Origin of the sequence: Cryobacterium sp. MP_M3, assembly GCF_015752155.1 — a bacterium.
Classification (GTDB): Bacteria; Actinomycetota; Actinomycetes; order Actinomycetales; family Microbacteriaceae; genus Cryobacterium.
Map to the genome: position 1 here is coordinate 125,799 of NZ_JADOVI010000003.1, position 23,685 is coordinate 149,483.

27 protein-coding genes and 2 tRNA genes are annotated in these 23,685 nt (G+C 69.1%); 14 read left to right on the forward strand and 15 right to left on the reverse strand.

What is annotated here, in order from left to right; translation table 11 throughout:
- Positions 1-46: 46 nt before the first annotated feature.
- Together IWX89_RS05185 and gabT are read right to left on the reverse strand one after the other, a co-directional pair.
- Positions 47-1,342, reverse strand: a complete 1,296-nt coding sequence (locus IWX89_RS05185) for a Glu/Leu/Phe/Val dehydrogenase (RefSeq protein ID WP_196902504.1) — start codon at positions 1,340-1,342, stop codon at positions 47-49.
- Entirely contained in the window at positions 1,339-2,703 is a 1,365-nt protein-coding gene (gabT, locus tag IWX89_RS05190; RefSeq protein WP_196902505.1) for a 4-aminobutyrate--2-oxoglutarate transaminase, read from the reverse strand. The genes IWX89_RS05185 and gabT overlap by 4 nt, the downstream gene beginning before the upstream one ends.
- A gap of 146 nt (positions 2,704-2,849) precedes the next feature.
- Between gabT and IWX89_RS05195 the strand changes: the two genes are divergently transcribed.
- The gene (locus tag IWX89_RS05195) at positions 2,850-4,424 is read left to right on the forward strand and encodes a helix-turn-helix domain-containing protein (protein WP_196902506.1); all 1,575 of its coding nucleotides are present in this window, start codon (positions 2,850-2,852) and stop codon (positions 4,422-4,424) included.
- A 149-nt stretch (positions 4,425-4,573) separates the two neighbouring features.
- Positions 4,574-6,043, forward strand: coding sequence for an amino acid permease (locus IWX89_RS05200; protein WP_196902507.1), 1,470 nt, complete (start codon positions 4,574-4,576; stop codon positions 6,041-6,043).
- Positions 6,044-6,149: 106 nt separating this feature from the next.
- Here IWX89_RS05200 and IWX89_RS05205 read toward each other — a convergent pair whose 3' ends face one another.
- Complete coding sequence (locus IWX89_RS05205) at positions 6,150-6,827, reverse strand: hypothetical protein (RefSeq protein ID WP_196902508.1); 678 nt, start codon at positions 6,825-6,827, stop codon at positions 6,150-6,152.
- A 68-nt stretch (positions 6,828-6,895) separates the two neighbouring features.
- Here IWX89_RS05205 and IWX89_RS05210 point away from each other — a divergent pair, with 68 nt between their 5' ends.
- A complete protein-coding gene (locus IWX89_RS05210; RefSeq protein ID WP_231382919.1) occupies positions 6,896-7,771 on the forward strand; it encodes an acyl-CoA thioesterase II in 876 nt (291 codons plus the stop codon).
- Between the two features lie 21 nt (positions 7,772-7,792).
- On the opposite strand, the gene IWX89_RS05215 is transcribed toward IWX89_RS05210, so the two are convergent.
- On the reverse strand, positions 7,793-8,608 hold the full coding sequence (locus IWX89_RS05215) for a zf-HC2 domain-containing protein (protein WP_196902509.1): 816 nt from the start codon (positions 8,606-8,608) through the stop codon (positions 7,793-7,795).
- Entirely contained in the window at positions 8,605-9,117 is a 513-nt protein-coding gene (locus IWX89_RS05220; RefSeq protein ID WP_196902510.1) for a sigma-70 family RNA polymerase sigma factor, read from the reverse strand. Before IWX89_RS05220 ends, IWX89_RS05215 begins: the two co-directional genes overlap by 4 nt.
- A 154-nt stretch (positions 9,118-9,271) precedes the next feature.
- On the opposite strand from IWX89_RS05220, the gene IWX89_RS05225 reads away from it, so the two are divergent.
- Positions 9,272-9,742: a ubiquinol-cytochrome c reductase iron-sulfur subunit gene (locus IWX89_RS05225; protein ID WP_196902511.1), complete on the forward strand. Its 471-nt coding sequence runs from the start codon at positions 9,272-9,274 to the stop codon at positions 9,740-9,742.
- A gap of 13 nt (positions 9,743-9,755) precedes the next feature.
- A complete protein-coding gene (locus IWX89_RS05230) occupies positions 9,756-10,250 on the forward strand; it encodes a DUF2231 domain-containing protein (protein WP_196902512.1) in 495 nt (164 codons plus the stop codon).
- Between the two features lie 34 nt (positions 10,251-10,284).
- Here the strand turns inward: IWX89_RS05230 and IWX89_RS05235 are convergent, their stop codons facing one another.
- The 5 genes from IWX89_RS05235 to msrA form a co-directional block, all read right to left on the reverse strand.
- Positions 10,285-10,779: a thioesterase family protein gene (locus tag IWX89_RS05235; RefSeq protein WP_196902513.1), complete on the reverse strand. Its 495-nt coding sequence runs from the start codon at positions 10,777-10,779 to the stop codon at positions 10,285-10,287.
- Positions 10,780-10,786: 7 nt separating this feature from the next.
- Entirely contained in the window at positions 10,787-12,469 is a 1,683-nt protein-coding gene (ettA, locus tag IWX89_RS05240) for an energy-dependent translational throttle protein EttA (RefSeq protein WP_196902514.1), read from the reverse strand.
- Between the two features lie 5 nt (positions 12,470-12,474).
- Entirely contained in the window at positions 12,475-13,023 is a 549-nt protein-coding gene (locus tag IWX89_RS05245; protein ID WP_231382920.1) for a hypothetical protein, read from the reverse strand.
- A 36-nt stretch (positions 13,024-13,059) separates the two neighbouring features.
- Positions 13,060-13,617, reverse strand: coding sequence for a single-stranded DNA-binding protein (gene ssb, locus IWX89_RS05250; protein ID WP_196902515.1), 558 nt, complete (start codon positions 13,615-13,617; stop codon positions 13,060-13,062).
- 185 nt (positions 13,618-13,802) lie between these two features.
- Positions 13,803-14,327: a peptide-methionine (S)-S-oxide reductase MsrA gene (msrA, locus tag IWX89_RS05255; protein ID WP_196902516.1), complete on the reverse strand. Its 525-nt coding sequence runs from the start codon at positions 14,325-14,327 to the stop codon at positions 13,803-13,805.
- A 17-nt stretch (positions 14,328-14,344) separates the two neighbouring features.
- Between msrA and mgrA the strand changes: the two genes are divergently transcribed.
- From mgrA to IWX89_RS05275, 4 genes are all read left to right on the forward strand, one after another.
- Complete coding sequence (mgrA, locus tag IWX89_RS05260; RefSeq protein ID WP_196902517.1) at positions 14,345-15,352, forward strand: L-glyceraldehyde 3-phosphate reductase; 1,008 nt, start codon at positions 14,345-14,347, stop codon at positions 15,350-15,352.
- A 3-nt stretch (positions 15,353-15,355) separates the two neighbouring features.
- The gene (locus IWX89_RS18970) at positions 15,356-16,324 is read left to right on the forward strand and encodes a DMT family transporter (RefSeq protein ID WP_196902518.1); all 969 of its coding nucleotides are present in this window, start codon (positions 15,356-15,358) and stop codon (positions 16,322-16,324) included.
- A gap of 65 nt (positions 16,325-16,389) precedes the next feature.
- Positions 16,390-16,680, forward strand: a complete 291-nt coding sequence (locus IWX89_RS05270) for a hypothetical protein (protein ID WP_196902519.1) — start codon at positions 16,390-16,392, stop codon at positions 16,678-16,680.
- An 87-nt stretch (positions 16,681-16,767) separates the two neighbouring features.
- Complete coding sequence (locus IWX89_RS05275; protein ID WP_196902520.1) at positions 16,768-17,487, forward strand: hypothetical protein; 720 nt, start codon at positions 16,768-16,770, stop codon at positions 17,485-17,487.
- Between the two features lie 37 nt (positions 17,488-17,524).
- Here the strand turns inward: IWX89_RS05275 and nadE are convergent, their stop codons facing one another.
- The 4 genes from nadE to IWX89_RS05295 form a co-directional block, all read right to left on the reverse strand.
- Positions 17,525-18,346 (reverse strand): ammonia-dependent NAD(+) synthetase, encoded by an 822-nt coding sequence (nadE, locus tag IWX89_RS05280; protein ID WP_196902521.1) that lies wholly within the window; start codon positions 18,344-18,346, stop codon positions 17,525-17,527.
- Entirely contained in the window at positions 18,291-19,220 is a 930-nt protein-coding gene (locus IWX89_RS05285) for a zinc-binding alcohol dehydrogenase family protein (protein ID WP_196902522.1), read from the reverse strand. The genes nadE and IWX89_RS05285 overlap by 56 nt, the downstream gene beginning before the upstream one ends.
- A 65-nt stretch (positions 19,221-19,285) precedes the next feature.
- Positions 19,286-19,358, reverse strand: a tRNA-Arg gene (locus tag IWX89_RS05290).
- 44 nt (positions 19,359-19,402) lie between these two features.
- Positions 19,403-19,663, reverse strand: coding sequence for a co-chaperone YbbN (locus IWX89_RS05295; protein WP_196902523.1), 261 nt, complete (start codon positions 19,661-19,663; stop codon positions 19,403-19,405).
- Between the two features lie 125 nt (positions 19,664-19,788).
- Between IWX89_RS05295 and orn the strand changes: the two genes are divergently transcribed.
- The 5 genes from orn to IWX89_RS05320 all read left to right on the forward strand — a co-directional run bounded on the left by orn (position 19,789) and on the right by IWX89_RS05320 (position 23,344).
- On the forward strand, positions 19,789-20,409 hold the full coding sequence (orn, locus tag IWX89_RS05300; protein WP_196902524.1) for an oligoribonuclease: 621 nt from the start codon (positions 19,789-19,791) through the stop codon (positions 20,407-20,409).
- Positions 20,410-20,457: 48 nt separating this feature from the next.
- Positions 20,458-20,533 (forward strand) — tRNA-His (locus IWX89_RS05305).
- Positions 20,534-20,752: 219 nt separating this feature from the next.
- Positions 20,753-21,646, forward strand: a complete 894-nt coding sequence (locus tag IWX89_RS05310) for an ABC transporter substrate-binding protein (RefSeq protein WP_196902525.1) — start codon at positions 20,753-20,755, stop codon at positions 21,644-21,646.
- 37 nt (positions 21,647-21,683) lie between these two features.
- Positions 21,684-22,034, forward strand: coding sequence for a metallopeptidase family protein (locus IWX89_RS05315; protein WP_196902526.1), 351 nt, complete (start codon positions 21,684-21,686; stop codon positions 22,032-22,034).
- 23 nt (positions 22,035-22,057) lie between these two features.
- A complete protein-coding gene (locus tag IWX89_RS05320; RefSeq protein WP_196902527.1) occupies positions 22,058-23,344 on the forward strand; it encodes a D-alanyl-D-alanine carboxypeptidase family protein in 1,287 nt (428 codons plus the stop codon).
- 72 nt (positions 23,345-23,416) lie between these two features.
- On the opposite strand, the gene IWX89_RS05325 is transcribed toward IWX89_RS05320, so the two are convergent.
- Positions 23,417-23,677: a hypothetical protein gene (locus tag IWX89_RS05325; protein WP_196902528.1), complete on the reverse strand. Its 261-nt coding sequence runs from the start codon at positions 23,675-23,677 to the stop codon at positions 23,417-23,419.
- Positions 23,678-23,685: the final 8 nt, after the last annotated feature.

Below are 23,685 nucleotides of genomic sequence, written 5' to 3' on the forward strand. Positions count from 1 at the left end.
TCACGAAGGTTCTCTGATCCGGCACGGCCGCCGCGCCGGGCCGCCGTCAGGGGTACAGGCCGCGGAGCAGGTGGGCCTCGGCCACGCGTTCGACCGCGAGCACGGTCGCGGCGGCGCGCAGGGAGAGGTCCCGGGCTGCGGCGTACTCGACGACCTGCTGCCAGGCGCCGAGCATCCGTTCTTCGAGCTTGTGCTCGACCTCATCGGCGTTCCACCAGTAGGCCTGGTTGCCCTGCACCCACTCGAAGTAGGAGACGAGCACACCGCCGGCGTTCGCGAGGATGTCGGGCACGACGAGCTGGCCGTTCTCGGCGAAGATGCGGTCGGCGGCCGGGGAGGTCGGACCGTTCGCTCCCTCGACGATGATCCGGGCGCTGACCCGGGCGGCATTGCCCTCGTGCAGCACGCCTTCGACGGCGGCCGGAACGAGCAGGTCGACGGGCAGTTCGAGCAGGGCGTCGCCGCCCAGCGGTTCGGCGCCGTCGTAGCCGACGACCCGTCCGGTGGCGGCGACGTAGGCGCTGAGCCTCGTGAAGTCCAGTCCGTTCGGGTTGTAGACGGCGCCGTACTGGTCGCTCACGGCGATCACGCGCACACCGGCGTCGGTGAGGAACACGGCGGCGTCGTGCCCGACCTTGCCGAAGCCCTGCACCGCGGCGGTGGCGCCGTGCGGGCTGATCCCGCGGTGCCGGAGCGCCGCGAGCGCGATGTGGGTGACCCCGCGGGAGGTGGCGCTGGCGCGGCCGTGCGACCCGCCGAGGCTGATCGGCTTGCCGGTCACGATGCCGGGAACGGTGTAGCCGACGTTGACGGAGTAGGTGTCCATGATCCAGGCCATGGTGCGTTCGTCGGTGCCCATGTCGGGGGCGGGGATGTCCTTCTCCGGGCCGATGATCGGCAGGATCTCGCTGGTGTAGCGCCGGGTGACACGTTCCAGCTCGGCCTGGGAGAACTGGCGGGGGTCGATGGTGACCCCGCCCTTGGCGCCGCCGAACGGCACGTCGATCAGGGCGCATTTCCAGGTCATCCACATGGCCAGGGCGCGCACCTCGTCGAGGGTGACTCCCGGGCTGTAGCGCAGGCCGCCCTTGGCCGGTCCGCGGGAGAGATTGTGCTGCACCCGGTAGCCGGTGAACAGGCTGGTGCTGCCGTCGTCGCGGCGGAGCGGCACGGCCACGGTCATCTCCCGGCGCGGCGTGGAGAGCAGGGATTGCAGCCCGGCGCCGTAGCCGAGCACGTCGATCGCGCTGGCCAGCTGGGCGCGGGCATCGATCAGCGGGGTGGCGAGCGGGGTCGCCGGTGCGGTCAGCAGGGCCGTAGGTGCGGCCTCGAGGAGGCTCATGCGGCGGCCAGCGCGGCCTGGACGACCTGCAGGCCCTCGATGAGGAGTTCGTCGGGGATGCTCAGCGGCGGCAGGAAACGGATCACGTTGCCATAGGTGCCGCAGGTGAGCAGGATGACGCCCTGCGCGTGGGCCGCGGCGACGACGCGTCCGGTGAGGGCGGCATCCGGGTCGCCCGTCACGGCGTCGACCAGTTCGACCGCGATCATGGCGCCCCGGCCGCGCACGTCGCCGACGCGCTTGTCGGCGGTACGGATGGCGTTCAGCCGGCCGGTGAGGATGGCGCCGATCTCCCTGGCCCGGGCGACCAGGTTCTCGGACTCGTACGCCGCCATGGTGGCGAGGGCCGCGGCGCAGGCGAGCGGGTTGCCGCCGTAGGTTCCGCCGATGCCGCCGACCTGCGGGGAGTCCATGATCTCGGCGCGGCCGGTGACCGCGGAGAGCGGGAGACCCCCGGCGATTCCCTTGGCCATCACCATCAGGTCCGGCACGATGCCCTCGTGGTCGCTGGCGAACATGTCGCCGGTGCGGGCGAAACCGGTCTGCACCTCGTCGGCGATGAAGACGACCTTGTTGGCCCGGCACCAGTCGACGAGCGTGGGCAGGAAGCCCGGCGCGGGAACGATGAAGCCGCCCTCGCCCTGGATCGGTTCGATGATCACCGCGGCGAGGTTCTCGGCACCGATCTGCTTCTCGATCTGCGAGATGGCCCGCTTCGCGGCGACGACGCCGTCCAGGCCGCCGTCGCGATACGGGTAGGACATCGGCGCGCGGTAGAGCTCGGCGGCGAACGGGCCGAAACCGTTCTTGTAGGGCTGGTTCTTCGCGGTGAGCCCCATGGTCAGGGTGGTGCGGCCGTGGTACGCGTGGTCGAAGGCGACGACGGCCTGCTTGCCGGTGTAGTGGCGGGCGATCTTGACGGCGTTCTCCACGGCCTCGGCCCCGGAGTTGAAGAGGGCGCTGCGCTTGGCGTGGTCGCCCGGGGTGAGCCGGTTGAGGGTCTCGGCCACTTCGATGTAGGAGTCGTAGGGGGCGACGGTGAAGCAGGTGTGGGTGAACTGGGCGAGCTGGGCCGCGACGGCCTCGACCACCTGCGGCGCGCTGTTGCCGACGCCGGTGACGGCGATGCCGCTGCCGAGGTCGATCAGCGAGTTCCCGTCGACGTCGACGAGCACGCCGCCGCCGGCCGCGACGATGTAGACCGGAAGGGTCACGCCCACACCGGCCGAGACCGCCTGCGCCTTGCGCGCCTGCAGAGCCTGCGACTTCGGGCCGGGGATGCTCGTCACCAGGCGGCGTTCCTGGGGAAGGCTCGGTCCGCCGAGCGGCACGGTGGATGTGGGGGTTTCGACGATGGTCATGGCTGCTCCAGTTCTGCGACACAGGTGCATCGCCGCGCTGCCGGCGACGATGCCAATTGCGCAATGCTATGCACGGCAGCCCCAACCCGCGTCTGCCACTATGTACAACCTACGTCCGATCTTTCGCCGCCCTGTACACTCGTCGCATGTCTCCGTCCGTGGCCCCGCCGCTGCTCCCTCCCCTGCGCCGCCTCCTCGCCCAGCCGGGCCTGCACCTGCGCCTGCTGACCCCCGAGTCCGACCTCCCGGCCGGCGCGCTCGATGCGCCGGTGGACTGGGTGCACGGCTCGGACCTGCCCGATCCGACCCCGTTCCTCTCCGCCAGCCAGATGCTGCTCACCACCGGTCGTCAGTTCACCTCCGACGCGACGACGGATGCCTTCTACACCGACTATGTGGACCGGCTGGCCGACCTCGGCATCGCCTGCCTCGGCTTCGGCACCGAGGTCGTGCGCGACGGCACACCCGACCCGCTCGTCGCCGCCTGCCTGGCCAGGGGCATCCCCCTCGTCGAGGTGCCCTACGGCACGCCCTTCATCGCCGTGGCCCGCACCGCCGGGGACCTGGTCGCCGAACTGCGCTTCGCCAGGGACACCTGGACGCTCGCCGCGCAGCGGGCCATCTCGCTCGCCGCCCTCCGCCCGGACGGCCTCAGCGCTACCCTGAGCGAGCTGTCCCGCCAGCTCGGCCACTGGGTCGCCCTGTTCGACCCGAGCGGCGCGCTCGACCGGGTTTTCCCCCGCGACGCGTTCACGGGGGCATCCGCTGCTCGCGGCTCCCTCGACCGGGCGCAGCACGAGGCCGCGCGGATGCTCCGCCGCGGCCAGCGGGCCAGCCTCACCGTCGACGACGGCGACGAGACGCTCAACCTGCAGACGCTCGGGCGCCGCGACAAGCTGCGCGGCGTGCTCGCCCTCGGCGGCCGGACCCCGCTCGACCTGGCCGGCCAGGAGGTCGTGACGAGCGTGATCGCGCTCGCCGGGCTCGCCCTCGAGCAGAACACGGCGCTCGCGCGCGCCAGGGGGCACCTCCGCTCCGGGCTGCTGCACGCGCTGCTCGGCGGTCAGGTCGAGCTGGCGCGCACGATCTCGGCCGAGCTGTGGGGCGCCTTCCCGGCTGAGCCGGTGCGGGTCGCGGTGGCCGACCCTCCCCCGGAGCGCATGGACGCCCTGACCGAGTTCCTCGAACTCCGGGTCGAGGAGCGCGGCGGGCACCTCTTCTACGCCCGGGTCGGTGCCAGCGTCGTCGTCTGCCTCGACTCCGGCGCCGGCCCCCTGCTCGGCGACCTGGTCGGGTTCGGCCTGCACGTGGGGGTGTCCGACCCGGCCCCCTACCGTTCACTGCCCAGGGCGCTCGCCCAGGCCCGTCAGGCGCTCGAGCGTGCGCAGGAGGGCGAACCGGGGATCGTGGCCTTCGACCTGATCTCCCGGCAGGGGGTGCTCGCCTTCCTGGCCAGGACGGATGCCTCGGAGGTCGCCCGCGCGGCCCTCGCCCCGCTGAGCGACCACGACGCCGCCCACGGCACCGCGCTCCTGGCCACGCTGCGGGTGTGGCTGGAGCAGAATGGCCAGTTCGGGCCGGCAGCCGAGGTGCTCGGGGTGCACCGGCACACCGTCCGCGCCCGGATCGGCCAGGCCGAGCAGCTGCTCGGCCGCGACCTCGGCACGTTCCACGCCCGCGCGGATGTGTGGGCGGCCCTGCTCGCCACCGGAGGCAACTAGTCGCTCCAGGAGGGCGCATCCGGGCGCCGACCTCGGTTAGGCGGTGCCGTCAGCGTCCTGTACGGTGACCAAAGTCAATCGTCTGATTGCCCCGCAGATCGCCGATGGGCGCGCGGAATCCCCCACAAACTCTTTGGAACTTAATGGCAATGACGCCTCGAGCTGGTACCCCTGATTCGAAAAACAAGGCCGGGCCGGGGGAATTGTCCAAGACTCTCAAGCCCCGCCACCTGTCCATGATCGCGATCGCCGGCGTCATCGGTGCCGGCCTGTTTGTCGGGTCCGGCGCCGCCATCCAGCAGGCGGGGCCTGGCATCCTGGTCGCCTACGCCGCCGCCGGCTTCGTCGTGATCCTCGTCATGCGCATGCTGGGCGAGATGGCCGCCGCGAGCCCGGAGACCGGGTCGTTCTCGACCTACGCCGAGCGCGCCCTCGGCCGCTGGGCCGGCTTCAGCATCGGCTGGCTCTACGCCTGGTTCTGGATCATCGTCCTCGGGATCGAGGCAACCGCGGGTGCGGCGATCGTGCATCGCTGGGTTCCCGGCGTCGACCAGTGGGTGTGGGCCCTCGTCCTCATGGTGCTGCTGACGCTGACCAACATCGCCTCGGTCAAGTCGTTCGGCGAATTCGAATTCTGGTTCGCATCGATCAAGGTCGTCGCGATCATCGGTTTCCTCCTGCTCGGCGTCGCCGCGATCTTCGGCCTGCTGCCCGGCGTTCAGGCTCCCGGCCTCAGCAACCTCACGGGCCACGGCGGCTTCTTCCCGAACGGCCCCGGCGCCGTCCTCGGCGGCGTCCTCGTCGTCGTGTTCTCGTTCTTCGGCGCAGAAATCGCCACGATCGCGGCCGGGGAGTCGGCTCACCCGGTCGACGCCGTCAAGAAGGCCGTCAAGTCGACGGTCTGGCGCATCCTCATCTTCTACATCGGCTCCATCGCCGTCGTCGTCACGCTCCTGCCGTGGGACAGTGCGTCCGTCGCGAAGAGCCCCTACGTGGCCGTCATCGAGCTGTTCGGCATCCCCGGTGCGGGCACCATCATGGACGTCATCGTGCTCACGAGCGTGCTCTCCTGCCTGAACTCGGGGCTGTACACGGCGAGCCGGATGCTGTTCTCACTGTCGACGCGTGGTGACGCGCCGAAGAGCTGGGCGAAGATCTCGGCGACAGGCGTGCCGCGCAGCGCGGTGCTGGCCGCCACCGTCGTCGGATTCATCACCGTGGCGCTCAACTATGTCGCCCCCGACACGGTCTTCCTCTTTCTCGCCAACACGTCGGGGGCGATCGCGCTCTTCGTGTGGCTCGTCATCGCGGTCTCGCAGCTGGTGCTCCGCCGCCGGATGAGTCCCGTCGAGCAGGCGAACCTGTCGTTGAAGATGTGGGCGTTCCCGTACCTCACCTGGTTCGCGATCGTCAGCATCCTGGCCCTGCTCGGCGGAATGCTGATAGTCGAGGAATCGACGCGCCAGTCGCTGCTGCTGTCGCTGCTCCTCGCGGCCGTCGTGGTCGGGATCGGGGTCTGGCGCTACCGGGGAGGGCGGGGCCGGGTCGCTGCCGAAGCCGACGCCGCTCCCGATGCCGCACCCGAGGTCGAGCCTGCGGGAATCACGGCCGGCCCGTAGCGCCACGCTCCCCCGCTCGGCGGTTGAGTTGCGGGGAAAGCACCTTCAACCCGGCTGGGAGGGTGTTTTCTCCGCAACTCAGCCGCCGGACGACGCCGGGACGGGATCAGCCGCGGAGCGACCAGGGCTTGCGGCGCACGAGGATGTGGCCGCGGCTCGTGCTCAGCCGGGTCCAGGGGCCGGTCTCGAACAGGCGTACGGGTTCCTCCTTCGGCAGGAAGCCGAGGCTGACGGCGGCGAAGGCCGCGCCGGCCGGCACGATCTCCAGTCCGGGGATCGGCCGGCCCCACACCTCGGAGCGCACGCGCTGCACGATCTGGCCGCCCGTCCCGGTCGGGATCACCGCTGCGACCTCCTCGATGCCGGCGTCCGCGGATGCCTGCAAAAGGGCGGCATCCGTCTCGCCCAGGGCCGTCCAGCCGCCCTTGGGCGGGGAGATCCCGGCCCAGGTCACGGTGGTCACCTCGAGCGGAACGGTCACGGTGACCGGCGCGTCCGGCAGGGTCACTGCGGACACGAGCCTGGCCAGCCGGTCGAGCAGTGAACGCACCGGCACGACAGCATCGAGCTCGACCGGAGCGCCGAGCGCGAACGTGCGCAGGCCGAGCACCGTCGGGCTGCCGTCGAGGAGTCCGCGCGGGTACAGGATGGCCGTGTACACGGCGAGCACCCCGGCCGCCGAAATCAGGCGCACCGAACCGTCCTCCACCCGGCTGGCACGCGACAGGTACACCTGGAGGTCGCTGAGGGAATGGGAATCTGTGAGAGAAAATGACTTGCTCATCTGCTCCTAAACTACCAAGGTACGACGGGGCTCACACGGACCCCCCTTCACGCGCCTGAGGAGGCCACATGGACGAGCCGATGCAAGGTCTCCTGACCGCCCTCGACCTCACCGATACGGGTGCCCGCACGAGTGAGGACATCTTCACCGGGCCGTCGCAATGGATGCCGCTGGGCCGGGTGTTCGGCGGACAGGTCCTGGCCCAGTCGCTCGTCGCGGCGATGCGCACGGTGCCGGACGACCGGCACGTGCACTCGATGCACGGCTACTTCCTCCGTCCGGGAGACGTGGGCCAGCCGATCACGTTCTCGGTCGACCGGATCCACGACGGACGCTCGTTCGCGACCCGGCGCACGCAGGCCTACCAGGACGGGCGGCCGATCCTCTCGATGATCGCCTCGTTCCAGGACGACGACCAGGGCCTCGAACATCACATCGACATGCCGACCGACCTGCCCGACCCGGAGTCCCTGCCGACCGCGGCAGAGTCCCTGGAGAAGGTCGACCACTCGATCGCGCGCTACTGGGCCAGTGAACGCCCGTTCGACATGCGCCACATCCCGTCGCCGATCTACCTCACGGTGGACGGCGAGCACACCTCGCGCCAGGCCGTGTGGATGAAGACGCTCGGCCCGCTGCCGGACGACCCCGACCTGCATCGCGCCGCGCTGGCCTACGCGAGCGACTACTCGATCATGGAACCGATCATGCGGCGTCACGGAATCGCGTGGGCCACCCCCGGGCTCAAGGTCGCGAGCCTCGACCATGCCATGTGGTTCCACCGCTTCGGACGTGCCGACGAGTGGATGCTCTACGTGCAGGATTCTCCCTCGGCGCAGGGTGGCCGCGGCCTGTCCACCGGCAGCATCTTCAGCCGCTCCGGGCTGCTTCTGGCCACGGTGGCCCAGGAGGGCATGCTCAGGGTGCCCACCAACGCCGAGTAGTCCCGCTCAGGTCAGCAACGCTCAGGACTGCGGCCGGCCGGCCAGCAGCACCAGGCCGTCCGGTTCGAGACGGATGTCGACAGAGGCTATGTCGCGCCGCGCGACGCTGGTCGTGCCGACGGCCTCGATCGCGGTGCCCGGGCCGGCCAGCCAGGTCGCCACGAGAGTCGCCGTGCCGCGGGTGTCGGTCACGTACATCGAATACGCCCGTTCGGCGGAGCCGGAACCTCCGTCGGTCTGCGCGTAGCTGCACGAGGAGGCGATCCGGGTTCCCCAGGATTCGCCGGTCAGCACGAAACTGGCGCTGAGCGGGCTGGGCACGACCTGCTCCATTGCCGTGCGGGCTGCCCGGGGCTGGGCACTGCCCGGCGCCGTGGAGGCGACGGGCGCTGCGACCGGCGCGCCGGGAGCGCCCGGGAGCACCGTGGCCAGCACGAGGGCGGCGGCTGCCGAGGCGGCGGCCACCGCCACGACGGCCCCGGCCACGAGCGCGCGCACGCGACGCCGGCGCCGCCGCACCCGGTCCATCAGTCGCGGGAGGCTCCCGCCAGACAGGCCCGATAGGCCAGACAGGCCAGACATTCCCGTCCCGCCGGCCCGGTCGGCGTCCCGCGGCGCCGAGTCGGGGTGCGGCTCCGCTGCCTGCCGATCCAGCGCGAGCGCCTCGTCGGCCGGAACGCTGCCGAGCAGCCCCGGCAGTGCCGCGAGCTCGGCGACCAGCCGGGCGCAGTCGGCGCACTCGGCGAGGTGGCGCTCGAACTCGTGCCGCTCATCGGAGGACAGCGCACCGAGCACATAGGCGGCATCCCAGTCGGCGTAGGCATCCGGTGGGGTCATCGTTCGCTCACCCCCCGCTCGTGCAGGGTCAGCCGCATCGCCCGCAGCGCGTAATGCAGGCGCGACTTCACGGTGCCGGGCGGAATATCCAGCAGCCGGGCGGTCTCGGCGACCGACTGGCCGCGGTAGTACGCGCAGATCACCACGGCCCGGTGTTCACGGGACAACCCGGCCAGCGCGTCGGCGACGAGCCAGGAATCGAGCAGGGCGGACGTCTGGTCGACGGTCAGCTGTTCGGGGAGCTGATCGGTCGTGAACTCGTGGCGGTGCCTGGCCGACCGGCGGTCGTCGATGACGAGGTTCCGGGCCACCGTGAACAGCCAGGCCCGGGCGGACGTCTCCGATTGGTCGAGCACGCGGGGCAGGCGCCAGGCCCGGAGCAGGGTTTCCTGCACCACATCGTCGGCGAGGGCGGCGTCCCCGGTCAGCCGCACCACATAACGCCAGAGCGCCGGGGCGTGTTCATCGTGGAGTGCACGCAGGAGTTCGGCCCGCTCGTCCGTCACCATGCACCTCCCGTCATTAACACGTCGGACCCGCCAAAGCGGTTCACCCGAACACTGAACCGAAAGGGCCACCGTGTCGTTGTACTGAGTAACAGGTGCACTGGGTAGCATCGCCCTGCCGACCCCAACCTATTCGCGAACCCGCTCGAGGAGAACCATGACGAACTCCACCACGATTCCGGCCGATACCGCCGCGGGCATCTCCCGCCGGGCCGCCCTCCTGATCGGAGGCGCGGGAACCGCCGTCGCCCTCGTCGGTTGCAGCACCGGGCCGGCCACGACCGGGGATGCCGCAACCACCGACCAGTCGGGCGACCCGAAGTCCGGCACGGGTGGTTCGACGGAGGTCGCCAAGCTGGCCGACATCCCGGTCGGCGGCTCGGTCGAGGCGTTCCTGAACGGAAAGCCCATCCTCGTCAGCCAGCCCACGGCGGGGAAGGTGGTCGCGTTCAGCGCCGTGTGCACTCACCGAGGTTGCTTCGTGAGGCCCGTCGGCAAGGAGTTCGATTGCCCCTGCCACGGCTCGAAGTTCGACGCGATGACCGGCGAGGTCCTCGGTGGCCCGGCCCCGAGCCCGCTGGTCGCGGTGCCGGTGGCAGTGACCGGCGACTCGGTCACCGCCACCTAGGAAGCGGGCGGCCATGGACCTCTACTCCGTCAACGGTCTCCCCCTGCACGTTCTCCTCGTGCATCTCGTCGTCGTTCTCGTTCCGGTGACCGCCCTGGCCGTGCTCCTCGCCGCGGTCTTCCCCGGGGTGCGCCGCCGCCTGGGCATCGTGCTGCCGGCGCTGGGGCTGGCGGTGATCGTGCTGGTGCCGCTGACGACCCAGGCCGGTGCCTGGTTGCAGGCCCGGGTGGCACCCACCCCGTTGATCGGCGTGCACGCGGGCCTGGGCGGGGCGCTCTGGCCGTGGACGCTCTCCCTCGGGCTGCTCGGCGTCCTGGTCTGGCTGTGGCACACCGTGCAGGACCGGCGACGCCGTTCGCGCCCGGGGGCCGGGCGACAGGCGGTGAGCGTGCTGCTCGTGCTGCTGGCCTTCGGACTCGGCGGCGTGGCCACCTGGCAGACCGTGCTGGTGGGCGAATCCGGCAGCCGGGCGATCTGGCAGGGCACGGTCAGCGAGACCCCGCGGTAGTCCTCCGAAACCGGGCTGGTCCTCCGAAACCGGGCTAGTCCTCCGGAACGGATGCCCGCCGGGAGAACCTGACGGGCTCGTCCAGGTAGGGCGTCCAGGCCTCGCGCTCGGTCGGACTGATCTTGCGCGGGCGCTCCGTGGCGGCATCGACCAGCACGATCGTGGTGCTCGCCCGGGCGTAGAGCACCGCCGGAAGCACTCCGTCGGGACTCCACACCTCGTAGCAGACCTCGAGGCTGGCCCCGCCGAGCTTGCCCAGCCACAGTTGCACGACGACAGGTTGCCGCAGGTAGGGAATCGGTGCGAGGTATTCGGCCTCGAGCCGGCCGATCAGGGTCAGCGTCGCCGCCCCCGGCCGGCCGTCGAGTACCGCGGTCCCTGCTCCCAGTGCCGGCTCGGTCGCGTCCTCGTCCAGCCAGAATGCCTGGATGCGCGCCTCCTCGAGGAGGCGCAGCATCGCGGCATTGTTGACATGGCCGTACGCGTCCAGGTCGGACCAGCGCAGCGTGATCGGCACATGCAGCTTCATCGTGCTCCTAGTCGCGGGTGAGCTTGCGGTAGGCGGAACGGTGCGGCTTCGCGGCATCGGGGCCGAGGCGCTCGATCTTGTTCTGCTCGTAGGACTCGAAGTTGCCCTCGAACCAGTACCAGTTCGCCGGGTTCTCGTCGGTGCCCTCGTAGGAGAGGATGTGGGTTGCGATCCGGTCGAGGAACCACCGGTCGTGAGTGATCACCACGGCGCAGCCGGGGAATTCGAGCAGCGCGTTCTCGAGCGAGCCGAGCGTCTCGACGTCCAGGTCGTTGGTGGGCTCGTCGAGCAGGAGCAGGTTGCCGCCCTGCTTGAGGGTGAGAGCCAGGTTGAGTCGGTTGCGCTCTCCACCGGAGAGCACGCCGGCCTTCTTCTGCTGGTCGGGGCCCTTGAATCCGAACGTGGACACGTAGGCGCGGGACGGGATCTCGGTTTTGCCGACCTGGATGTAGTCCTGGCCGTCGGAGACGACCTCCCACAGGGTCTTGTTCGGGTCGATGCCGGTACGGTCCTGGTCGACGTAGGAGATCGCGACGGTCTCACCGATCTTGAGCTCGCCGCCGTCAAGGGGCTCCTTGCCCACGATCGTCTTGAACAGCGTCGTCTTACCGACACCGTTCGGGCCGATGATGCCGACGATGCCGTTTCGCGGGAGGGTGAAGCTGAGCCCGTCGATGAGGACACGGTCGCCGAAGCCCTTCTTGAGCTTATTTGCGTCGATGACCTGGGCGCCGAGGCGCGGGCCGACCGGGATCTGGATCTCTTCGAAGTCGAGCTTGCGGGTGCTTTCCGCCGCCGCCGCCATTTCCTCGTACCGGGCGAGGCGGGCCTTGGACTTGGCCTGGCGCCCCTTCGCGTTCGAGCGCACCCATTCGAGCTCGTCCGCGAGGCGCTTGGCCATCTTCGCGTCCTTCTTGCCCGCGATCAGCAGTCGTTCCTGCTTCTTCTCGAGGTAGGTGGAGTAGTTGCCCTCGTAGGGGTACAGGTGACCGCGGTCCACTTCGGCGATCCACTCGGCCACGTGGTCGAGGAAGTACCGGTCGTGGGTGACGGCGAGCACGGCGCCGGGATACTGCGCGAGGTGCTGCTCGAGCCACAGCACGCTTTCGGCGTCGAGGTGGTTGGTGGGCTCGTCGAGGAGGAGCAGGTCGGGCTTCTGCAGGAGCAGCTTGGTCAGGGCCACCCGGCGCTTCTCACCACCGGACAGGTCGGAAACGGCCGAGTCTCCCGGCGGGGTGCGCAGGGCGTCCATGGCCTGTTCGAGTTGAGAGTCGAGGTCCCAGGCGTCGGCGGCGTCGATGGCCTCCTGCAGGGTGCCCATCTCGGCCAGGAGGGCGTCGAAGTCGGCGTCCGGCTCGGCGAGGGCGAGGCTGATCTCGTTGAACCGGTCGACCTTGGCCTTGATCGGGCCGACGCCTTCCTGCACGTTCTCGAGCACGGTCTTCGTCTCGTCCAGTTCGGGCTCCTGCATGAGGATGCCGACGCTGTAGCCGGGTGAGAGTTTCGCTTCACCGTTGCTCGGTGTGTCGAGGCCGGCCATGATCTTGAGGATCGTGGATTTTCCGGCTCCGTTCGGCCCGACCACGCCAATCTTGGCGCCGGGGAAAAAAGACATCGTCACATCGTCGAGGATGAGCTTGTCGCCAACCGCCTTGCGTGCGCGGACCATCGAGTAAATAAATTCGGCCATAGTGCTTACCAGTCTATTTGCCGCGTGGCCCCGACCAGACACGTGCCGCTCGCCAGCACCGGCATGACGGCTCCGTGATAGCCGCCGGTGGCCGGCCCGTTCTGCCCGATCAGGCATTCCCCGTCGAAGCCCACGGCGAACTGGATGGAGTCGGCGGCGAGCGCAGCACTGGTCTCGTCGAAGGTCACTTCCATCCGGGCCCGGTCGAATCCGGCCGTCACGAGCGCGTCGATGAAGTCGCGACCACCGGCCGCCGGATTGGCGGCCACAACCCCGGATGCCACGAAATCGAAATAGGCGAGATTGGCGCGCGCGTCCTGGTTGGGCCGCAGGGACGGGGCGGGCGGAGGAGCCGGGGCCGCGGCCGGCGCGGAGGCGGACGGCGTCGCGGCGCTCGGCGACGGTGCCGGAGCTGTCGCGGGCGTCGCAGCGGCGCAGCCGGACAGGCCCAGGCCGAGCCCTGCCCCGAGTGCGAGCACGGCCGCGGTGCCGAGGAGCCGAGGGGCCACCGACCCGGTCCTGCGCCGCGGGTCCACCCCAGGTCCAACCTGCACGGCGCGTCCTTCCAGGGGCCACGGATGCGGCCGACCTTACGAGTCTAGGGTGACCAGGCCGGCGTCCTCCCGCGGCAGGAAACCGCCGGACTCCGCCTGCTCCTGTGCCGCCTGGTCCTGTGCCGCCTGCTCCTGTGCCGCCTGGTCCTGTGCCGCTTGCTCCTGTGCCGAGGGTGGCTCCGAATGTTCTGCCGCCTCCGCCTGCTCCACCGGCTCCCCGGGCAGACGCCCGGGCGCCGGGGCCGCCCGCTGGGAGATCGTGGTGCACCAGGTCAGGTCGTGGCCCACGCTGTCCGCTTCGATCTCGACCGCCGTGCCGTTCTTGTCGGCGTTGTGCCAGTCACGGATGCGCAACCGGCCCGCCACGACGACGTGTTCGCCGCGGCGCACCGACCCCACCACGTTGTGAGCCAGCTGCCGGAAGGTCGAAACCGTGTACCAGTTCGTCTCCGCGTCCACCCAGGACTGTTTCGCCCGGTCGAACCTGCGCTGGCCGGAAGCCAGCCGGAACGACGTGATGGCCAGCCCGGTGCTCGTGACGAGGTGGCGCGGCGTTGTCGCCACGATCCCGGTCACGGTGATGATGTCGCTCATTGCGTGCTCCCTGCCCCTCGACGGGCGCCGGGCAACGGCCCGGCGCGCGCGACCCGGGAGCGAACGCTCGTGCCTGTCTCCCTCACCCCCGGGTCGCGTGCTCCGAGTCTGCGACGGGCCGTGCCGGCGCGTGCCCGGTCCGCCATCCACGTGGAAGAGGGAACCGGGCCGCTGCCTGTGGAGGGCTAGGGAAGGAGGTACTGCGCGTAGGACTTGCGGATCTTGTTCACCTTGGGCAGGGCAACGGCCATGCAGTAGCCCTGGCCGGGGTTCTTGGCGAAGAAGTCCTGGTGGTAGTCCTCGGCGACGAAGTACTCACCGAGCGGCTGGATCGTCGTGACGATGCCCTCGCCCCACCATTCGGCGGCACGCGTGCGCGCCTTTTCGAAGAGCTGCTTCTGTTCGTCGTCGGCGTAGAACATCGCGGAGCGGTACTGCGTTCCCACGTCGGCGCCCTGGCGGTTCAGCTGGGTCGGGTCGTGCAGGGTGAAGAAGACGTCGAGGATCACACTGGCCGGGATGACCTCCGGATCGAAGCTGACCGCGATGGCCTCCGCGTGCCCGGTACGGCCGGTGCAGACCGACTCATAGCTGGGATCGGGCGTGTCTCCCCCGGTGTAGCCCGACACGACGTCGGTCACCCCGCGAAGCACCCGATATACGGCGTCCAGACACCAGAAACATCCACCTGCGATCACAAAAGTTTGCACGGTCCTAGAGTAACTGCATGACCTTCGTTGCCGCTGAGAACCGCTATTCCGAGATGACCTATCGCCGCACCGGACGGAGCGGCCTCAAGCTTCCGGCACTCTCGCTGGGTCTCTGGCACAATTTCGGGCACGACCGGCCGATAGACACCCAACGGGCCATCCTGCGCCGGGCCTTCGACCTCGGAGTGACCCATTTCGACCTGGCCAACAACTACGGCCCTCCCTATGGCTCGGCCGAGACCAACTTCGGCCGGATCTTCGCCGAAGACTTCCGGCCCTACCGCGACGAACTGGTCATCTCGAGCAAGGCCGGCTACGACATGTGGCCCGGACCGTACGGTGACTTCGGATCGCGCAAGTATCTCCTCTCCTCCCTCGACGCGAGCCTCGGTCGCCTCGGACTGGACTACGTCGACATCTTCTACTCCCACCGCCCCGACCCGGAGACCCCGATCGAGGAGACGATGGGAGCCCTCGCCTCCGCCGTGCAGCAGGGCAAGGCGCTCTATGTGGGCATTTCCAGCTACACGCCGGAACAGACCAGGGCTGCCGCCGCCGCTTTGGCCGAGTACAACGTGCCGCTCCTGATCCACCAGCCGCGCTACTCGATGTTCGACCGCCACGTCGAAGACGGCCTGTTCCCGGTGCTCGACGAGCTGGGCGTGGGCAGCATCTGCTTCTCTCCGCTGGCCCAGGGTCTCCTGACCGACCGGTACCTGTCGGGGAGCGTCCCGGCGGATTCCCGGGCGGCGACCAGCCGGTTCCTGTCCTCGGATGTCCTCACCGACACCTATCTCGAGCGGGTCCGCGGCCTGAACGCCATCGCGGCCGAGCGCGGCCAGACCCTGGCCCAGCTTGCCGTCACCTGGATCCTGCGCCAGCGGTCGGTGACCAGTGTGCTGGTCGGGGCGAGCAGCGTCGGCCAGCTGGAGCAGACCGTGGCGGCCCTGGATGCCCCGGCATTGACCCCGGGCGAGATCGCGGCCATCGAACCGTTCGCCGTGCACGGCACCGGACTGCGCTAGTCGGTGGGATACCTCTACGCTCTCCTCGCTTCGCTGCTCTTCGGCCTCAACGGCAGCACCACCAAGGTGATCGTGGAGGCCGGGCTCTCGCCGGCCCAGCTGACGTTCTTCCGGGTGACGATCATCGCTGTGCTCGCGGGCATCCTGCTGCTCCTCACGAACCGCCGGGCCTTCCGGATCGGCCGAAGGCAGGTGGCGGTGATGGCGCTGCTCGGTGTCGCCGGCGTCGCCCTCGTCCAGTGGTTCTACGCAGTGGCGATCAGCCTGCTGCCGGTGGGCATCGCCCTGATGCTCGAGTACTCCGGGGTGCTGCTGGTCGCGCTGATCGCTCGTTTCGTCTTCAAGGAGCGGGTGAAGCCCCGGATCTGGCTGGCCATCGGCGGCGTCCTGGTCGGGATGGCGGTGGTCGCGCAGATCTGGGCGAGCACCCTGTCCCCGTTCGGCGTGCTGGCCGGCGTCGCGGCCGCGATCTGCCTGGCGGTGTACTTCCTGGTCGGCGAGCGGCAGGTCGCATCCTCGTCGCCCCTGGTGGTGTCGTTCTGGTCCATGCTTTTCGCCAGTGCGTTCTGGCTGGTCTTCAGTGCGTGGTGGCAGGTGGAGCCGGGGACGCTGTCGCAGCAGGTGCCGCTGCACGGCAACCTGGCGGCGCTCGCGGTGCCGCTCTGGCTCCTGGTGCTCTGGAACGGGGTCGTCGGGTCGTTCGCCCCCTACCTGCTCTCCTACATGGCCCTGGGGCGCCTGACCGCGACGGCCGCCGGGATCGTCTCCGCGTCGGAGGTGCTCTTCGCTTTCGGCTTCGCGTTCCTATGGCTCGGCGAATCCCTCGACATCGTGCAGGGCGCGGGCGTCGTCCTGGTGCTCTCCGGCATCGTTGTCGCGCAGACGGCCCGGGTGAACAAGGTCGTCGATCTGGACCTCGCCAGCCAGGACCTCGCCCTCGGGAGCGAGCCGGTCGCCGCCGCACCGGACTGAATGTCGGTGGCCGCCCGTAGCGTGGAGACACCATCAACCGCGGCCGGCCGATATCGGAGGATTCCTTGTCCACAACTGCTGCCCTGCCGAAACGTTCTCTTGAATCCGGGCCTACTCTGCAGCCCGGCCGTGCTCCCCGGCCGGCGCCCGGAACCGTCCGCGGCCTCTCCCTGTTGCCCGTCGCCGACGGCCTCTGGCGGGTGGTCACCCGCAACGGGGCGGTGCTCGGCCACATCGAACGCACCACCGACGGCATCGACGAGCGCTTCGCCGCGCGGCGTCTCCTGGCGTCCACCCGGACGACGGCCCTGGGCACCTTCTGGAACATCGACGATGCCGCGGATTGCTTCCGGTGAGTGTTCTGAATGTTCGCCGACACGACCTTTCAGGCACGCCGGGCGTGTTCCCCGCGAACCGGGATCAGTCCCGGTAAAGTGCCGCTCATGCAGTGGTGGAATAGTTTCGTGTCCTGGCTCACGGCAGCCAGCAATCAGACCATGGTGTTCAGCGCCGTAGTGCTCGTCGTCGCGATCATCGTGGCCAGCCTGCTGGCCGCGTGGATCTCTCGAGGAGCAATCCGGCACCTGCTCGCCCAGCATGATCGAGAACTGAAGGCGGCCGTCATCGGCGCCATGGTGGACGCGGCGACCGAGGCATCCGTCTGGAACTCGCTGAGCCCCCAGGAGCAGGTCATGGCGGATCGCGCCGTCGGCCAGGCCGACATCCAGCTGCGACTCCTCCCGATCAAGGGGTCGGCGGTGGCTGCGAATTGGGCCGCTCACCAGCTGGCTGAACTCAAGCGCACCTCCGCCACCTTCGGCTACCAGCTTGAACCGGCACTGCTCGAGTTCCGAGACCGCCTGATCGAATGGCAGCACAAGCCTTCCCGGGCCCGCAAGGTCTTCCTCAGCGACCTTGACCGGTGGAAGGTGGCGAACACCACTTCCGAGAAGAGCCTGCTCGCCGAGCAGGACGCCTGGGCCGCGCAGCAGCACCACGACCAGTACTCTTCCCCGCAGGCTGCGCCGGTGCCGGCACCGGTGAACTACGCCACCACGCTGGTCTCACCGTCGAGCCCGGCCTCACCGTCGACGGAGACCCAGCGCCTCCTCGACGACGTGCAGGCGCTCGAAGTGCGGCCGGCGCCGTACGCCTCTTCCTAGCTCCGTCCTGACGATCCAGCCGTCCTGACGATCCGCCTCAACGCCACCACTCGTCGAACATCGACGCGGGCACGCGGCGCTTGTGCTCGGTGGCCAGGTAGCGCTTCTCGATGGCGTCGGCCACGGCGTCGTCGACTTGGCGTCCCTCGAGGTAGTCGTCGATCTGCTCGTACCGCAGGCCCAGGTTGTCCTCGTCGGTCTGGCCGGGGGTGTCGTCGAGCAGGTCTGCGGTCGGCTGTTTCAGGTAGAGCCGCTCGGGGGCTCCGAGTTCGACCAGGAGCGCGCGTCCCTGTCGTTTGGTCAGCCCGGTGAGCGGCAGGATGTCAGTTCCGCCGTCTCCGTATTTGGTGAAGAACCCGGTGACCGCCTCGGCCGCATGATCGGTGCCCACGACGAGGAGTCCCTGTGAGCCCGCGAGGGCGTATTGGGCGACCATGCGGGCGCGGGCCTTGACGTTGCCCTTGTCGAAGTCGGGGAGCTCCCGGCCAGTGCTGACGAGGTATTCGGCATCGATCCCGTCGACGGCACCCTGGATGTTGAAGGTTGCGCTCGACTGGGGCCGGATGAATTCCAGGGCGAGCTGGGCGTCGTCCTCGTCGCGTTGCACCGCGTAGGGCAGGCGAACGGCGAGGAAGGTTGCCGGGTGTCCATCGACGGCCAGTTGCTCGACGGCATGCTGGCAGAGCCGTCCGGCCAGGCTCGAATCCTGGCCGCCGCTGATCCCGAGCACGAGGCCCTTGGCCCCGGTGCGCCGGAGGTAGTCCACGAGGAACTGTGCCCTGCGGCGCAACTCGAGCGCCGGCTCAATGGTCGGGGACACATTCAGTTCCGCGATGATTCGCGCCTGTAGTTCTCGCATGCACCGAATCTACCAACCCGGGGCGGGTGTTCGCCGTCACACTGCGGAGGTCCCGCTCGTAGAACAGGTCGGCCTCGTAGTCAAGCGAGGGGACCAGCGACAAATGGATGCCCGCCACGACCACCGTGCCTCCCCGCCTGGTCGCCCGCAACGCCACCGGAACCAGGTTGCCGGCCGGGGCGAAGAGGATCGCGGAATCCAGCGGGACCGGCGGGACGGCTTCCGCCTCGCCGACGAAGGACAGGCCGAGACGGCGGGCCAGTTCCCGGTTGCGTTCACCGCGGGTCATGGCGAACACCTCGATTCCCCCGGCCAGGGCCAGCCGCGCGGTGAGTTGTGCGCTCGAACCGAAACCGTAGATCCCGAGTCGCCCACCGGGCGGCACGTTCGCCCGCGACAACGCCCGGTAGCCGATGATGCCCGCGCAGAGCAGCGGTGCCGTCCGGACCGGGTCGGTGCCGTGCGGCAACGGGTCGGCGAAGGCCGCCGGCACGGTGAGGTAGCGCGCGAATCCCCCGTCGGCGTCCCACCCGGTGAACTGGGCTCCCTCGCAGAGGTTCTCCCGGCCGGTGCGGCACCATTCGCAGGTCCCGCAGGTCGTTCGCAGCCAGGCAGCGCCGACCAGGTCTCCGTTGTGCAACCCGTGCACTGCGTCGCCGCGCCCCACCACCGTGCCGACGACCTGGTGGCCGGGCGTCACGCCCGGGCGGTGCGGTTCGAGTTCACCGTCGATCACGTGGAGGTCGGTTCGGCAGACGCCGCACGCGACGACCTCGATGAGCACCTCGTCCGCGGCCGGCTCAGGGACCGGCTTCTTCCCGAGGATGAGTCGATGCCGGCCGGAATCAACCGACCAGGCCCGCATGGCGTCCATGGCGTCCTCCTCGCCGGCCACGCTACCCGCGAAAGACGAATCCGACCGAGAGCGCGGGTTTCCGGTGCCCCCGGTAGGAATCGAACCTACGACAAGCGGATTAGAAGGCCGCTGCTCTATCCACTGAGCTACGGGGGCGGGGAAAGCGGTTCAACGATACAGCAGACGGCCCGCCGGGTTGGTCACAGGGCCTTCGCGATCGCCACGAGCACCTGCGAGAGTGTGGGCACGCCGGTCGCCCGGAACACCTCCGCCCCGGCGGCATCATGCACGATGACGGTCGGCGTGATCCGGATGCCGCTGGCCTCGGCCTCCGCGGTGTCCCTGGCGACGTCGAGCTCCCGCACCCGCGCCTGGGGAACCAGGCGCTCCACTTCAGCCAGCACCGCCCTGGTCTGCCGGCACGGCTCACAGAACGCGGAAGAAAAGTAGGTCAGTTCCATCAGGGGTTCCCTTCCAGAGGGTGCCGGGGCATCGCATCCGTGCCGTCGACGGCGTCGGAACCAGTCTAGGTCGGCGCGGGGCCGCTCCCCCAGGGCCGGTCGGTGGCCGCCGCTAGACTCGTCACATGACAAAAAGTAGTGACCGGTTGGTTTGGATTGACTGTGAGATGACCGGTTTGGACCTGGATTCGGACGAACTCGTGGAAATCGCGGTCGTGATCACCGACTACGACCTCAACATCATCGACCCGGGCCTCGACATCGTGATCAAGCCGAACGACTCCGCCCTGGCCAATATGGGTGACTTCGTGCGGGACATGCACACCTCTTCCGGGTTGATCGAGGAGATCCCCAACGGGGTCAGCGCGGCCGAGGCCGAATTCGAGGTGCTCGAATACGTGCTGAAGTTCATCCCGGCCGACCAGAAGGCACCGCTCGCGGGCAATTCGATCGGCACCGACCGGGCCTTCCTCTCCAAGTACATGCCACGACTGGACAACCAGTTGCATTACCGCAACGTCGACGTGTCCTCGATCAAGGAACTCGCCCGCCGGTGGTACCCGCGGGTGTATTTCAACGCGCCGGCGAAGGACGGCGGGCACCGCGCCCTGGCCGACATCCTCGAATCCATCCGCGAGCTCGCCTACTACCGCCAGACGGTGTTCGTGACCGACCCCGGACCCACCAGCGACCAGGCGAAATCGCGCGCGGCCGAAGCCGTGTCCACATTCAGCCCAAACGTGTAATAGAATTCTTGAGTTGCCGCTGCTTCTTCAGGAGAAGCGCAACGCATGGTGGTTGTAGCTCAGTTGGTAGAGCGTCCGGTTGTGGTCCGGAAGGTCGCGGGTTCAAGCCCCGTCAGTCACCCCAATGTCGCAGAAGCTCCACCTCGGGTGGAGCTTCTGCGTTTAAGCCCGGAACACGGTCCGGTTGCGGCCGGCCTCCATCACGATCCGGTTGCCAATCCCGGCGCAGTGTCCTCCGGCGACGCTCCCGCTCGTCCGGCCTCGTAGACTCCGGGTGAATCCTTCCGTTCCGGCTCCGCGCCGGACACTCGACGGGTGGGGGAAAACAGACGAAGGAGTCTCCATGCGCGTGCGTTATGCAGTCCCCGCAGTCGCGGCCCTGGCTGCGCTGCTCTTGACCGGTTGCGTCAACAACTCCGCGGGTTCGCCGGACGGCTCCACCACGACCGGCACCGCCGTGGCGAAGGATGAAAAGGCCGCCGCCCTGCTGCCGAAGGAGATCACCGCAGCCGGCACCCTCATTATCGGCACGAGCCCGAACTACTCCCCCAACGAGTTCAAGGACGACTCCGGCAACCCGATCGGCTGGGGCATTGAGCTGACCGATGCCCTCGCCGCGAAGCTCGGCCTCACCGCCGAATACAAGGTCGCCAACTTCGACACCATCATCCCGAACATCATCGGCGGCAAGATGCACATCGGTGAATCCTCGTTCACCGACAACGTCAAGCGCGAAGAGCAGGTCGACTTCGTGAACTACTACACGGCGGGCATCCAGTGGGCATCGACCAAGGGGAAGTCCGTCGACCCCGAGAACGCCTGCGGGCTGACGGTGGCCGTGCAGGCGACCACCTACGAAGACACCGATGAGATCCCGGCCAAGAGCGATGCCTGCGTCGCGGCCGGGAAGCCACCGATCACCAAACTCAAATTCGACACCCAGGACGCCGCGACCAACGCCGCCATCCTCGGCCAGGCCGACGCGTTCAGCGCCGATTCCCCGGTCACCCTCTACGCGATCTCCCGCACCGGCGGCAAGCTGCAGACTGCCGGGAAGACGTTCGATGTCTCGCCTTACGGCCTGGCCATCGCGAAGGGGTCGCCCCTGGCCCAGGCCGTGCAGGCCGCCCTGCAGTCGATGGTCGACGACGGTTCCTACGCAGCCATCCTCGACAAGTGGGGCGTCACCGACGGCGGGCTCGACACGATCACGATCAACGCCGCGGCGAACGGCTAGCCTCCCGGTCTCCCCTCGCCCGTGAGATGCTGAACGGATGCTGCAGCTGGGTCACGAGGAGTTCGAACGTCTGGTCATCGACGAACTCGATCTCCTGCCCGACGACATGGTCGACGGGCTCGACAATGTGATCTTCGTGGTCGAGGACCGCCCGGAGGACGGCGAACTCGACACCCTGGGCCTCTACGACGGCGTGGCACTGACCGAGCGCGGCCAGTACGGGTTCGGCGAGATGCCCGACCGCATCGTGGTGTTCCGCGAACCGCTCCTGGAGCTGTGCGCCGATCTGGACGATCTGCGCGACCAGGTGCACATCACCCTCGTGCATGAGATCGCGCACTTCTACGGCATCGACGACGACAGGCTGCACGACCTCGGCTGGGGATGACCGGCGCTTGCTAGCCTGAACCCATGAACAGATTCCGACCTGGCCGTTTCATCGGCATCACGGTCGGCGCGCTCGCAATCCTGCTGATCGGCGTGTACGGCCCGGCGACCCTCCTCGGCCCGCTGCCGGCCGCGACTGCCACCCGGGTGACCCCCGCGCTCAAGGACGCCACTGCGTTCCCACCCGTGCTGCCCGCCCAGGGCGGCAGCGCCGTCGTCGCCCTCGACACCGCGGCCCCTGGCGCGACAACACCGGATGCGTCGGCGATAGCGAAGTCCGCCCCGATCGCTGTCGGCGGCAGCGCCGACGCACTGCCGATGGCGTCGGCCGCGAAGATCGTGACCGCGCTGGTGGTCCTGGACGCGAAGCCCCTTGTGGTCGGCACGGCGGGTCCGAAGATCCCGATCACCACCGCCGATTACCAGGACTACATCGACTACGGCAACTCGGGCGCGCGCACCGTCGTCGTCTTCCCCGGCGAGCTGTGGACGGAGACCGAACTGCTCCAGGCGATGGTCCTCGGCTCCAGCAACAACCACGCCGACACCCTCGCGCGCTGGGCGTTCGGCTCCATCGACGCCTACGTCGCGGCCGCCAACACCTGGCTGACCGCGCACGGCCTGGCCGGCACGAGTGTCGCCGACGCCAACGGCCTCCACGACGCGAGCGCCGGCACGGCCACCGACCTGGCCCGCCTGGCCGGCATGGCCGCCTCCGACCCGGTCATCGCGGGAATGCTATCCCAGCCCCCATCGGCCCTGGTCGGCCAGCGCGGCGTCGACAACACCACGGCCTATCTGCCCGACGAGGGCATCACGGGCATTTCCCGCAGCTACACGGATGCCGCCGGCGTCTGCTTTCTGTTCACCGCCCGGGTCGGCAGCGCTGATTCCGTCTTCACCTTCTCCGGAGCGGTGATCGGCGAACCCGACTACGACACATTGACAACGGATCTCACCGCGTTGATGGAGAGCGCCCGCGCCGGGGTCAGCGAGCTTCCGGTGCTAGCCAAGGGAGACGCCTACGTGCGGTTCAGCACACCGTGGGGCGCCACCTCGTCCGGAACGGTGCGTGCGTCGAAGACCCGGTTCGGCTGGCAGGCGCAGGCTCCCGGGGCGGCCACGGTCACCCTGGACACTTTCTCGACGGGGCGGGCGGGGCGCACCATCGGCCGGGTGTCGGTCGAAGCAGCCGGTGCCCCGGTCTCGGCGCCGCTCGTGCTCGACCGCACGATCAGCGCACCGGGTCCGGGCTGGCGCCTGTTGAATCCCGGCCCCATGATCACCGCGCTGCTGGCGACGCGCCGCTAGCCCCCAGGACTGACGGACGGCCTCGGCTGCCCGTCAGTACTGTCCGTCAGTGCTGCCCGACTATCCTGTTCGTCAGTCCTGTTCCTCGGTCGGCAGGTACGGGTCGCTGTCGCCGGCATCGAAGCGGTAGCGCACGTGCAAACGGCCCTGCACATCGCGCTCGTCGACCTCGTCGTACCAGAACAGGGCTTCGATGCCCTCGACGGCGGCGAGCATGCTGATCCGGGGATCGTGCTTGCCGTGCACGAGGACGCGTGAATCGACCTGCCCCTCAAGGGGACCGTCGATGAATTCCGCCGTGTAGAGCACGTTTTGGGTTTCGGGGCTGGACATGTCTCCAA

Coding starts and splice junctions, on each gene's coding strand:
- IWX89_RS05185 (WP_196902504.1), bottom strand. CDS start 1,342: ATGAGCCTCCTCGAGGCCGCACCTACGGCCCTGCTGACCGCACCGGCG.
- gabT (WP_196902505.1), bottom strand. CDS start 2,703: ATGACCATCGTCGAAACCCCCACATCCACCGTGCCGCTCGGCGGACCG.
- IWX89_RS05195 (WP_196902506.1), top strand. CDS start 2,850: ATGTCTCCGTCCGTGGCCCCGCCGCTGCTCCCTCCCCTGCGCCGCCTC.
- IWX89_RS05200 (WP_196902507.1), top strand. CDS start 4,574: ATGACGCCTCGAGCTGGTACCCCTGATTCGAAAAACAAGGCCGGGCCG.
- IWX89_RS05205 (WP_196902508.1), bottom strand. CDS start 6,827: ATGAGCAAGTCATTTTCTCTCACAGATTCCCATTCCCTCAGCGACCTC.
- IWX89_RS05210 (WP_231382919.1), top strand. CDS start 6,896: ATGGACGAGCCGATGCAAGGTCTCCTGACCGCCCTCGACCTCACCGAT.
- IWX89_RS05215 (WP_196902509.1), bottom strand. CDS start 8,608: ATGACCCCACCGGATGCCTACGCCGACTGGGATGCCGCCTATGTGCTC.
- IWX89_RS05220 (WP_196902510.1), bottom strand. CDS start 9,117: ATGGTGACGGACGAGCGGGCCGAACTCCTGCGTGCACTCCACGATGAA.
- IWX89_RS05225 (WP_196902511.1), top strand. CDS start 9,272: ATGACGAACTCCACCACGATTCCGGCCGATACCGCCGCGGGCATCTCC.
- IWX89_RS05230 (WP_196902512.1), top strand. CDS start 9,756: ATGGACCTCTACTCCGTCAACGGTCTCCCCCTGCACGTTCTCCTCGTG.
- IWX89_RS05235 (WP_196902513.1), bottom strand. CDS start 10,779: ATGAAGCTGCATGTGCCGATCACGCTGCGCTGGTCCGACCTGGACGCG.
- ettA (WP_196902514.1), bottom strand. CDS start 12,469: ATGGCCGAATTTATTTACTCGATGGTCCGCGCACGCAAGGCGGTTGGC.
- ssb (WP_196902515.1), bottom strand. CDS start 13,617: ATGAGCGACATCATCACCGTGACCGGGATCGTGGCGACAACGCCGCGC.
- mgrA (WP_196902517.1), top strand. CDS start 14,345: ATGACCTTCGTTGCCGCTGAGAACCGCTATTCCGAGATGACCTATCGC.
- IWX89_RS05275 (WP_196902520.1), top strand. CDS start 16,768: ATGCAGTGGTGGAATAGTTTCGTGTCCTGGCTCACGGCAGCCAGCAAT.
- nadE (WP_196902521.1), bottom strand. CDS start 18,346: ATGCGAGAACTACAGGCGCGAATCATCGCGGAACTGAATGTGTCCCCG.
- IWX89_RS05285 (WP_196902522.1), bottom strand. CDS start 19,220: ATGGACGCCATGCGGGCCTGGTCGGTTGATTCCGGCCGGCATCGACTC.
- IWX89_RS05295 (WP_196902523.1), bottom strand. CDS start 19,663: ATGGAACTGACCTACTTTTCTTCCGCGTTCTGTGAGCCGTGCCGGCAG.
- orn (WP_196902524.1), top strand. CDS start 19,789: ATGACAAAAAGTAGTGACCGGTTGGTTTGGATTGACTGTGAGATGACC.
- IWX89_RS05310 (WP_196902525.1), top strand. CDS start 20,753: ATGCGCGTGCGTTATGCAGTCCCCGCAGTCGCGGCCCTGGCTGCGCTG.
- IWX89_RS05315 (WP_196902526.1), top strand. CDS start 21,684: ATGCTGCAGCTGGGTCACGAGGAGTTCGAACGTCTGGTCATCGACGAA.
- IWX89_RS05320 (WP_196902527.1), top strand. CDS start 22,058: ATGAACAGATTCCGACCTGGCCGTTTCATCGGCATCACGGTCGGCGCG.
- IWX89_RS05325 (WP_196902528.1), bottom strand. CDS start 23,677: ATGTCCAGCCCCGAAACCCAAAACGTGCTCTACACGGCGGAATTCATC.